Origin of the sequence: Geoalkalibacter sp. (assembly GCF_030604225.1) — a bacterium.
Classification (GTDB): Bacteria; Desulfobacterota; Desulfuromonadia; order Desulfuromonadales; family Geoalkalibacteraceae; genus Geoalkalibacter.
Window position 1 is genome coordinate 26,256 of record NZ_JAUVWH010000013.1, and the last position, 9,014, is coordinate 35,269.

A 9,014-nucleotide genomic window follows, 5' to 3' on the forward strand; every position below is an offset into this window, starting at 1 on the left:
GGTCAATACCTTTTCGCCCTTCCCGTGCCGGCCCCCGCCAAGGAACAAGCCCCTTAGCGGCCCGCGACGAAGGCATCGATGCGCTCCTCGCTTTTCAGGCGCGCCACGACGCTTTGCGCATCGGCCGATTCGGCATAGGGCCCGATGCGCACGCGGTACCAGATGCCCTTGGCCCCCAAATCGGCCTGTTGAACGAAGGCGGGAAAATTCTTGCCCTTGAGGCGGTCGCTGAGATTGCGCGCATCCTCGGCGGAACGAAACGACCCAACCTGGACCACGTAGCGCCCATCGGCCGCTGTCGGCGCTACCTTGAGGGGTGCGACCGGCGCCGACGCGCGGGCCGCCGGGGAGGCTGCCGGCAGTGACCCGCTCGGGCGCAGCACCGCCGTCGTTGCCGGCTCCGCCTCGGAAGCTCCGGCGCTGGTCGCGGTTTGCGGGCCGGAGGCGGCCGGTGCCCGGTTGATGCCGCTGCCCAGGGGTGTTTCCTGGCCCTTGGGCAGGGTGTCGAAAAAGGTCAGCGGCGGCTTTTCCGCATCGGGCGCGCCCTCCGGCGCCGGCGCCGCCACGACGGGCTCCTGAGTCGGTGCGGCCGGGGGCGCCGCCGGCGGGGACGGCTCTTCCTTGGTCACCTGGATGCGAGCTGGCTCGCTTTTGGCGACCGGCGGCACCGCCGGCGGAGAACCGCTCTTGCCGACCATGACCCCGAGGGAAAAGCTCACCAGGGACACCGCAAGCATCAGCACCAGCAAAACCAGGGCCTGCTTTTTCTCCAGACGTCGCTGGCTTCGGGATTTCACGTCGCGCGTCATCTTCGTCGGACCTCCTGACTACATCCGTTCCGGAGCGGAAACGCCCAGCACCCTGAGGGCATTGCGCAGCACGATGCGCACGCAGTTGGCCAGGTAAAGGCGCGCCCGCGTGGTCTCCGGGTCATCGGTGATCACCCGGTTGCGATTGTAGTAGCTGTGAAACTGGGCGGCGAGTTCCTGCATGTAGAATACCACCCGATGGGGCGCAAAGCTCTGGGCGGCCGCGGCGATGGTCTCGGGAAACTGGGCAAGGCGCTTGGCGAGGACCAACTCCTCGTCCAGCACCAGGCGGTCGAAATCGACCTCGCCCAAGGCGGGCGGCTGCATTCCCTGCTCCTGGGCGGCGCGATTGATGCTGCACACCCGCGCATGGGCATATTGCACGTAGAACACCGGATTGTCGTTGCTCTGCTGCTTGGCCAATTCCAGATCGAAGTCAAGCTGGCTGTCCGAGCGACGCATGAGAAAGAAAAAGCGGCAGGCATCGCGCCCGACCTCGTCGATCACCTCGCGCAAGGTGACGAATTCGCCGCTGCGGGTGCTCATCGCCACTTGCTGGCCGCCGCGCAGCAGGTTGACCAACTGCACGAGAATCACCTGCAAGTCCTCGGGATCGCGCCCCAACCCGGTCATGACCGCCTTCATGCGCGGCACGTAACCGTGGTGGTCGGCGCCCCAGACATCGATGACCAGATCGTAGCCGCGGTCGAACTTTTCCTTGTGATAAGCCACGTCGGACGCGAAGTAAGTGGTGGCCCCGTTGGAGCGGACCATCACCCGATCCTTGTCGTCGCCGAAGGCGGTGGTGCGAAACCACAGGGCGCCGTCCTGCTCGTAGGCCAGCTGCCGTTCGCGCACCAGTTCGATGCCCCGCTCCACTTCGCCGCGATCATAAAGACTCTGTTCGCTGTACCAGCGGTCGAAGCGCACGCCGAAAGCCTGCAAGTCGTCGTCGATCCCCGCCAGGATGCGCTCGCCGCCGAAGCGCGCGAAATGCGCAACCGCTTGCTCCTCGGTCAGATCGAGGAGCCGCCGCCCCTCGCTTGCAACCACCTCCGCGGCCAGGTCGCGAATGTAATCGCCCTGATAGCAGTTGGCGGGAAAGTCCAGGGTCTCGCCCAGCAACTCGCGGTAGCGCAGGTAGAGGGAGAGGCCCAGGGTATTCATCTGATTGCCGGCATCGTTAATGTAATATTCCCGATCCACCGCATAGCCGGCGTGTTCAAGCAGCGAGGCCACCGCATCGCCCGTCGCGGCTCCGCGGCCGTGACCGATGTGCAACGGCCCGGTGGGATTGGCGCTGACGAATTCAACCTGGACTTTTTTGCCCGCCCCCAGGTGGCAGCGGCCGTAATCCTCGCCGGCGCGCGCGATGTCGTCAAGCACTCCGTACCAGCAGCGGTTGCTGAGGAAAAAGTTGATGAATCCCGGCCCGGCGATTTCGACCTTTCGCCACAGGCCATCCCCCTCGCCCAGCGCGGCCATCAACTCCTCGGCAATCTTGCGCGGGGCTATTTTCTCGGCCCGGGCGAGAAGCATGGCGACATTGCAGGCGAAATCGCCATGTTCGGCATGGGAGGGAACGTCGAGCTGGATCTCGGGCACCTCGCCCGAGTGCAAACGCCCCTGGGCGTAACACTGCCGCAGGGCCTGTTCAAGGTGACTTTTTAAACGATTCTTCATGGAGTTTTCAGTCTTTCTCAAAAAAAATGGGATCTCGGCCGGGCGTACGGCCGTAAAGCGCACGGCGGTCCTGCACCACTCGGGAATCGGTTATGCTAGCGCCGACCCGGACGATCTGTCAAGCACTGGAAAAGACACGGGAATCACTGCTCGCCCACGGCCTCGGGCGGGGACGCGATGGTCGGCCGAGCGGGAGTGGGAAACTGATAGACCAGTTCATCCTCCTTGACCATGCCCAGGTCCCTGCGCGCCACGCCCTCAAGGTAGCGGCCATCGTTGCGCAAAGCGTCAACCTCGCGCCGCAGCTTGGTGTTTTCCGCTTCAAGTTCCGCGATTTTTTCCTGCAAGGACTCCTTGTGCTGGAGCATGCGCCAGGTGTTGAGAACGCCCTTGTCGCCAAACAGGGCCGCCCCCAGCAGGGCAAGCACCAGCGCGATCATCCACAGGGGCGGGCGCAACCGGTTGCGGACCACAGGAACGTCTTTTTCGTCGGCAGCCATGGCTCGGGGTCCAACGGCCGCGAGGATGCGGCCGCAAGCAGGGGTGACAAAAGAAAAAAGCTGGGGGAAGGAGAATGGGGGAGCGGGCCGGCTGTTACCTTAGTCGACGGTTACCTGGCTGCGAATCCGCTCCAGGGTCGCCGCGCCGATTCCCTCCACCGCCAGCAGGTCGTCCACGCTGGTGAAGCGTTTAGCTTCGCGATGGGCCACGATTTTCTGGGCCTTGACCGCACCGATGCCGGGGAGGGTTTCCAACTCCTGGGCCGATGCGGTGTTAACGTTGATCAGGGCGGCCTGAGCCACCTGCTGTCCGGCCGCTGACTGAGCCAGAGCCGGAGCGCCCGCGCCCAGCGCGATCATCAAAACCAATACGAAAGAATAAACGAGTTTTTTCATGACAACAAATCTCCCATGGAAAACAAACAACAAATAAGTCAAAAAAACATCCGGCCCCTCCCGACGCTAAGGAGTAACACAGCAGGCCATCAGGGTCAACGCTGTTTGCGCTGTTTGCGCGGGAAGATCGCGAGGGAAGAGGGAGGTTATTGAGCGCCGCCGAAAACGCCGCCGTATTTTCCCACCCGGCCCACCCCGGTGAGCGCGAAGGAGACCAGATAGCGGGTTTCCTCGGGCCGGTCATGGAGGGTCAGAAAGAGGCTCCAGCATTGGGAGCGATATTCGAGGTCATACACCGTTTCCAGGGTCCGCGCCGTCACCAGATCATGGCGGTACAGGATCTGGGCGTAAAGCGGCCGCAGCAGGGCCGTGCTCAAGGTGGCATCCAGGTATTCCAGGTCGTCGCGCAAATAATGGTAGCCGAGGGACAAACCGTTGCCCCGGCCATCGTTGATGCCCAGGGCGGTGCGCAGGTCGGTGAAGCCCGAGGTCTTGCTGTCGCGCATTTGCAGGGCGTAGCGCCCATCCATGTCCAGGGACAGCCAGCGGGTGGGGCGCACCAGCAGTTCCGCACGCACGTCGGAGAAAGGCCGCAGATTGTCGCGAGGGTTGAGCGGATCGCCGGCCGATTCGCGGAAATCGTAATCCTGGGACAGACGAAAATAGACAAATTCGTGATAGAACGCGGCGCCGTCCGCCGGCTGAATAAGCGCGGTCAAACGGTTGGTGAGGCTGTAGCGCAGGCGATGCGCGGGGCCGATGCGATCCTCGGCGTCGAATTGCGGCAGACGCTCCTGGTCGGTTTGCGGGATGTATTCATAGGCGACTTCCGGGGCCAGGACATGCTGGATGCGCCGCACGCTCCGGCCCGCGACGCCATACACCCGGGCTAAGGCGGACGAAACACGGGTGGTGAATTCGACCTGGCCCTTCTGACTAAAGTCTTCCTCCTCGCCCGAGACAGTGTAAAAACGCTGCCGAAAAGCCACTTCGGGAGAAATTTCCAGCAGCCCGCCCACCTGAAAGGGTGCGGCCAGGGTGGGACGCAGGCTCAGGCGCTGGCCCTTGGTCCCCTCTTGCCGCCAAAAGTAGTCGTAATCGCCATCGAAGCCGTAAAACAGCGGGGTTTCGCCGAAACGGCGCGGACTCGCCGCGAAACGCACCTGCGGCAGGCGCTGCAACGTTTCGTCATTGGTCCCGTAGAGATCCTTGAGGTACTTGACTTGGCCGCCGAGATTGTTTTTGCCCCAAGCGCGGCTCAGGAAGATCTTCGACTCGGTCTTGTCGAGGTTGTACTCCCCGGCCACCTCGCCAAAGCGGTCGAAATAATCGCGCTCGCTGACATACCGCACATCGGCGCCAAGCCGTACCTCGCCCGGCAACTGTCCGTCGTTGCGCCATTCCACCAGAAAGGCGTCCGCCTCCTCGTTGAAACCATTGACGTGGTAGAGCTTCGCTTCGCCTTCCTGGGCGTCGAACAGATAGCGGTACTCCACGCCCTTGCCCAGACCCAGATCGGTGAGGTAGTCCAGATAGAGGGTGGCGTCCTGGTTGCGGGCGATCACCTGGTAATAGGCCAGGGACAGCTCCCAGCCGCGCCGATCCGAGTAGCCGTAACGCGGCATGAGCAAACCGGACTCGCGTTCGGTCTTGGCCGGATAGAGAAAATAGGGGAAATAGAAGAGCGGCAGATCCTTGAGATAAAAGCGGGCATGGCTACCGCGGGCAAAGCCGCCGAGGGTCACCTCCAGATCGCGGGCGCGAAACTGCCAGTCGGGGGACTCGCCCTCGCAGGTGGTGAAACTGCCGACCCCCAGGCGATAGCGCTGCGCACTGAGGCGCTCGATCTGTTCACCCTCCACGTAGAGCTGCCGCTCGGCCAGGAAAAACCGGCCCCGGGCCAGGCGCCCGACCCCGGTTTCCAGATTGATCTCCAAATCCTCGCCGGCGAGGGTGCCTTCGGCATCGCTGACCGTCACCGGACCCGGCACCCAGGCATCGCCGGTTGCGGGATTGTACTTGACCTCATCGGCAAGCAGGGTCAGTTCGCCCTGCTCGATGCGCACATTGCCGCGCGCCTCATAGAGCCCCGTGGCACGATCGGCGCTGAGCTGATCGGCCTCGATGCGCACCGGCGCCTGCTGCTCTACAGAGGCCTGTCCCCAGGCCACGCCGGCGGCCGCCGCCACCAGAACGGCCGCCAAGCCGGACAGTATAAGCCGAAGCACGCTCATGCGCTCACCTGCGGGTTCTTCATCAGCCAGTCGCGCACCTCAGCCACCAGATAAAGAGATCCGGCAACCACCACCAACGGCGCCCGCGGCCACTCGGCGAGAGCCTGTTGCAAGGCCGCCGTCGGCGAGACACAAGGCGTCGCCGCGCATCCCTGGCCACGCAGATAATCACCAATGTCCTCGGACGCCACCGCCTTGTCGACACCCGGCTCCGCCACATAGGCCGCGGCCAGATGGGGCAGCCAAGGGCCACAGATATTTTCCGGTCGGCGCTTGCCGCTCAGCCCCAGAACCCAAGGCAACTTCCCCAGGCGGCACTCGGCCAGATAGGCGGCGAGAGCCTCGGCTCCGGCGCGATTGTGCGCGCCGTCGAGCAGCACCGGCGGCACTCCCGGCCAGCGCTCCAGGCGACCCGGCCAGTCGACGTTCTCGATGGCGCGGCGCACGGCCTGCTCATCGAGGGCGGTCCCCTGCTCGCGCAGCAGGTCCACCACCGCCAGCACCACGCCGAGGTTGTCGCGTTGGTGCGCCCCGGCCAGCCGCGGCAGCACATCGGTCAAGCGCAGGCCTGAACCCAGGAAGTCGAAGGCTTCGCCCCGGCGGACCACGTGGAAATCGCGTCCCGCCCGGCGCACCGGTGCGTCCATGTTCTGGGCCAGGCGTTCGATCTCGGCCAGGGCCTCGGGGGCCTGGGGCGCGAGCACCAAGGGCACGCCCGGCTTGAGGATGCCGGCCTTCTCCCGGGCGATGGAGGCCAGGTCGGGGCCAAGATGCTCGGCATGATCCTCGGACACCGGCGTGATCACCGTGATACGCGGCTGTACCACGTTGGTCGCGTCGAGACGCCCGCCCATGCCGACCTCGAGCACCATGAAATCGACCCGCTGCTCGCGAAAATAGTGCAGCGCCATGGCGGTGGTGAACTCAAAGAAGGTCAGGGGCAGATCGCCCGCGCACTGCCGCAGCGCGCCGGTCAGACACACCACCTCGGCTTCGCTGATGCAACGTTCGTCAACGCGGATGCGTTCGGTAAAGCTATGCAGATGGGGAGAGGTGTAGAGGCCGACCCGCAAGCCGGCCTCGCGCAGCACCCGCGCCAGGCCGGCGCAAACCGACCCCTTGCCGTTGGTGCCGGCCACATGGATGACCGGAGCGCAACGCTCGGGATGGTCGAGGCGCTCCAGCAGCCGCTGGGTATTGTGCAATCCCAGCTTGATGCCGAAACGCTGCAGCCCGAAGAGATAATCGAGAGTCTCGCGGTAGATCACCGCTCAGCTCTTGGTGAAAATGCGCAAAACCTGGGAAAGACGCGCCTTCATTTCCTGACGGCGCACGATCATGTCCACCATGCCGTGTTCCAGCAGGTACTCGGAACGCTGAAACCCCTCGGGAAGCTTCTGGCGGATGGTCTGTTCGATCACCCGCGGACCGGCGAAGCCGATCAGGGCCCGCGGTTCGGCGATGTTGAGGTCGCCGAGCATGGCAAAACTGGCCGTGACCCCGCCGGTGGTCGGATCGGTGAGAATGGAGATAAAGGGAATGCCCGCCGCCTTGAGCTTGGCCAGGGCGGCGCTGGTCTTGGCCATCTGCATGAGCGAAAGGATGCTCTCCTGCATGCGCGCGCCACCCGAGGAAGAAAAGAGCAGCACCGGCTTGCGGGTCTCCAGGCCTTTCTCGATGGCGCGGGTGATCTTTTCGCCGACCACCGAACCCATGCTGCCGCCCATGAAGCCGAAATCGAACACCGCCACCACCACCGGCAGCCCGTCGATGGCCCCCTCGCCGCAGACGATGGCATCGGACATGGCGGTTTTCTTCATGGTCGCCTTGATGCGCTCCTTGTATTTCTTGCTGTCCTTGAAGTCGAGAAAGTCCACGGAGTGCATGCCGGCATCCATCTCGACGAAGGTGCCCGTGTCGAGCACCAGATCAATGCGCTCGCGCGCACTGATGCGGAAATGGTAGTCGCATTTCGGGCAGACGTTGTGATTGCGCTCGATTTCCTTGCTGTAGATGATTTCGTTGCAGTTCTTGCACTTGGTCCAGACTCCCGCGGGCATCTGCACCTGCTTTTCTTCCACGGGCGCGATGGGCGCCTTCTTCTTCAGAAACCAGGCCATGAATTTATCCTCGCCGGCAAGGTAACGGCTGTGAGTGACAGGGAAAAACCCGCCCGCCGCCCATGGCGGGAAGGTTGCCTAAGAACGCGCGGGGAGCGCCCGCTTGAGGGCGCCGACAAAGGCCGCGGCACGCGCGTGCAGGTCGGGCGCCCCGGAATGTTCGGCGATGAGCTTCACCAGGGCGCTGCCGACCACCACGGCATCGGCGTTGCGCCCGATGGCGGCCGCCGCTTCGGGGGTATTGATGCCGAACCCCACCGCCACCGGCACCGGGCTGACCTGCCGCAGGTTCTGCACGAGCGGCGCGATGGCCTCGGCATCGACCTGCTGCGCCCCGGTCACCCCGGTCATGGACACGAAATAGAGAAACCCTTCGCCTTGGGCGGCCAGAGCCTCCATGCGCGCCTGCGGCGTGGTGGGCGCGATGAGTTGGATGAAGTCGACGCCGACGCGACGCAGATGCGGGTGAATTTCCTCACGCTGCTCCGCCGGCAGATCGACCAGCAGCACCCCATCGACGCCGGCGGCCGCGGCGGCTTCGGCAAAGCGCGCGCAACCAAAACGAAACACCGGGTTGAAATAGCCCATCAGCACCACGGGGATCTGGGTGTGGCGACGGACGCGCGCCACCAGGTCGAGAATCCCCGCCAGGGTTGTTCCGGCCGCCAAAGCCCGCTCACTGGCCGCCTGGATGGTCGGCCCGTCGGCCATGGGGTCGGAAAACGGCACCCCCAGCTCGATGAGGTCGGCACCGGCCTCGGCGAGGCTCAGCAACAAGGCCTCGGTGGTCGCGAGATCCGGGTCGCCGGCGGTGAGAAAGGGAATCAGGCCGACTTCCCCGGCCGCCCGGAGGCGTGCAAAAGTCTGTGCGATGCGGCTCATGAAAATCCTTGGAACGGTGATGGGGCGACTTTTTTATAAAAAAAATCCGCGCGCTTTGCAACGCCCTTGTTGCAAGGACGCTTGCTCAGGAACCAGGCGCGACCGGCGCAACCTCCGGCGCGTCCGCACTCAGCCGCTGACGCAGGGCATCAAGCACCGCCTGCTGATAGGCCCCAAAGTGGTCCTGGCTGGTGAGGCGCGCCAAAAAGGCCTGGGGACCGCGAATGCTGCTTTGCATGACAATCAGCGTTTCGCCCTCCACGGGCGTCAGGCGCAGGCTGGTGCGGGTGGTGCTGCCCAGCACCCCGTCGCGCACCCAACTGAGCTTGCGCTCGGCCACCACCGTCTCGATGATGGCCGGCTTCTTGCCCGGATCCCCTTGCAGGGACA

The 9,014-nt window shown here is 64.4% G+C and carries 9 protein-coding genes; all 9 read right to left on the bottom strand.

The genetic code is table 11. The annotated features are described in order from the left end of the window. Window positions 1-53 precede the first annotated feature (53 nt). Window positions 54-809 (bottom strand): SPOR domain-containing protein, encoded by a 756-nt coding sequence (locus tag QAT43_RS03060; RefSeq protein ID WP_305041566.1) that lies wholly within the window; start codon window positions 807-809, stop codon window positions 54-56. Window positions 810-827: 18 nt separating this feature from the next. Next, the gene (gene argS / locus QAT43_RS03065) at window positions 828-2,492 is read right to left on the bottom strand and encodes an arginine--tRNA ligase (protein WP_305041567.1); all 1,665 of its coding nucleotides are present in this window, start codon (window positions 2,490-2,492) and stop codon (window positions 828-830) included. A gap of 143 nt (window positions 2,493-2,635) precedes the next feature. Then, window positions 2,636-2,992 carry an FtsB family cell division protein gene (locus QAT43_RS03070; RefSeq protein WP_305041568.1) on the bottom strand — a complete coding sequence of 119 codons (357 nt, stop codon included), beginning with the start codon at window positions 2,990-2,992 and terminating at the stop codon, window positions 2,636-2,638. A gap of 99 nt (window positions 2,993-3,091) precedes the next feature. After that, a complete protein-coding gene (locus QAT43_RS03075; protein ID WP_305041569.1) occupies window positions 3,092-3,388 on the bottom strand; it encodes a ComEA family DNA-binding protein in 297 nt (98 codons plus the stop codon). Window positions 3,389-3,534: 146 nt separating this feature from the next. Beyond that, complete coding sequence (locus tag QAT43_RS03080) at window positions 3,535-5,622, bottom strand: LPS-assembly protein LptD (protein ID WP_305041570.1); 2,088 nt, start codon at window positions 5,620-5,622, stop codon at window positions 3,535-3,537. Continuing rightward, entirely contained in the window at window positions 5,619-6,890 is a 1,272-nt protein-coding gene (locus QAT43_RS03085) for a bifunctional folylpolyglutamate synthase/dihydrofolate synthase (protein WP_305041571.1), read from the bottom strand. Before QAT43_RS03085 ends, QAT43_RS03080 begins: the two co-directional genes overlap by 4 nt. Window positions 6,891-6,893: 3 nt before the next feature. Continuing rightward, window positions 6,894-7,742 carry an acetyl-CoA carboxylase, carboxyltransferase subunit beta gene (accD, locus tag QAT43_RS03090; RefSeq protein WP_305041572.1) on the bottom strand — a complete coding sequence of 283 codons (849 nt, stop codon included), beginning with the start codon at window positions 7,740-7,742 and terminating at the stop codon, window positions 6,894-6,896. Between the two features lie 78 nt (window positions 7,743-7,820). Then, window positions 7,821-8,624, bottom strand: a complete 804-nt coding sequence (gene trpA, locus QAT43_RS03095; protein ID WP_305041573.1) for a tryptophan synthase subunit alpha — start codon at window positions 8,622-8,624, stop codon at window positions 7,821-7,823. An 85-nt stretch (window positions 8,625-8,709) separates the two neighbouring features. Then, window positions 8,710-9,014: hypothetical protein (locus tag QAT43_RS03100; RefSeq protein WP_305041574.1), on the bottom strand; the 305-nt coding region annotated here is incomplete at its 5' end.

Coding starts and splice junctions, on each gene's coding strand:
- QAT43_RS03060 (WP_305041566.1), bottom strand. CDS start 809: ATGACGCGCGACGTGAAATCCCGAAGCCAGCGACGTCTGGAGAAAAAG.
- argS (WP_305041567.1), bottom strand. CDS start 2,492: ATGAAGAATCGTTTAAAAAGTCACCTTGAACAGGCCCTGCGGCAGTGT.
- QAT43_RS03070 (WP_305041568.1), bottom strand. CDS start 2,992: ATGGCTGCCGACGAAAAAGACGTTCCTGTGGTCCGCAACCGGTTGCGC.
- QAT43_RS03075 (WP_305041569.1), bottom strand. CDS start 3,388: ATGAAAAAACTCGTTTATTCTTTCGTATTGGTTTTGATGATCGCGCTG.
- QAT43_RS03080 (WP_305041570.1), bottom strand. CDS start 5,622: ATGAGCGTGCTTCGGCTTATACTGTCCGGCTTGGCGGCCGTTCTGGTG.
- accD (WP_305041572.1), bottom strand. CDS start 7,742: ATGGCCTGGTTTCTGAAGAAGAAGGCGCCCATCGCGCCCGTGGAAGAA.
- trpA (WP_305041573.1), bottom strand. CDS start 8,624: ATGAGCCGCATCGCACAGACTTTTGCACGCCTCCGGGCGGCCGGGGAA.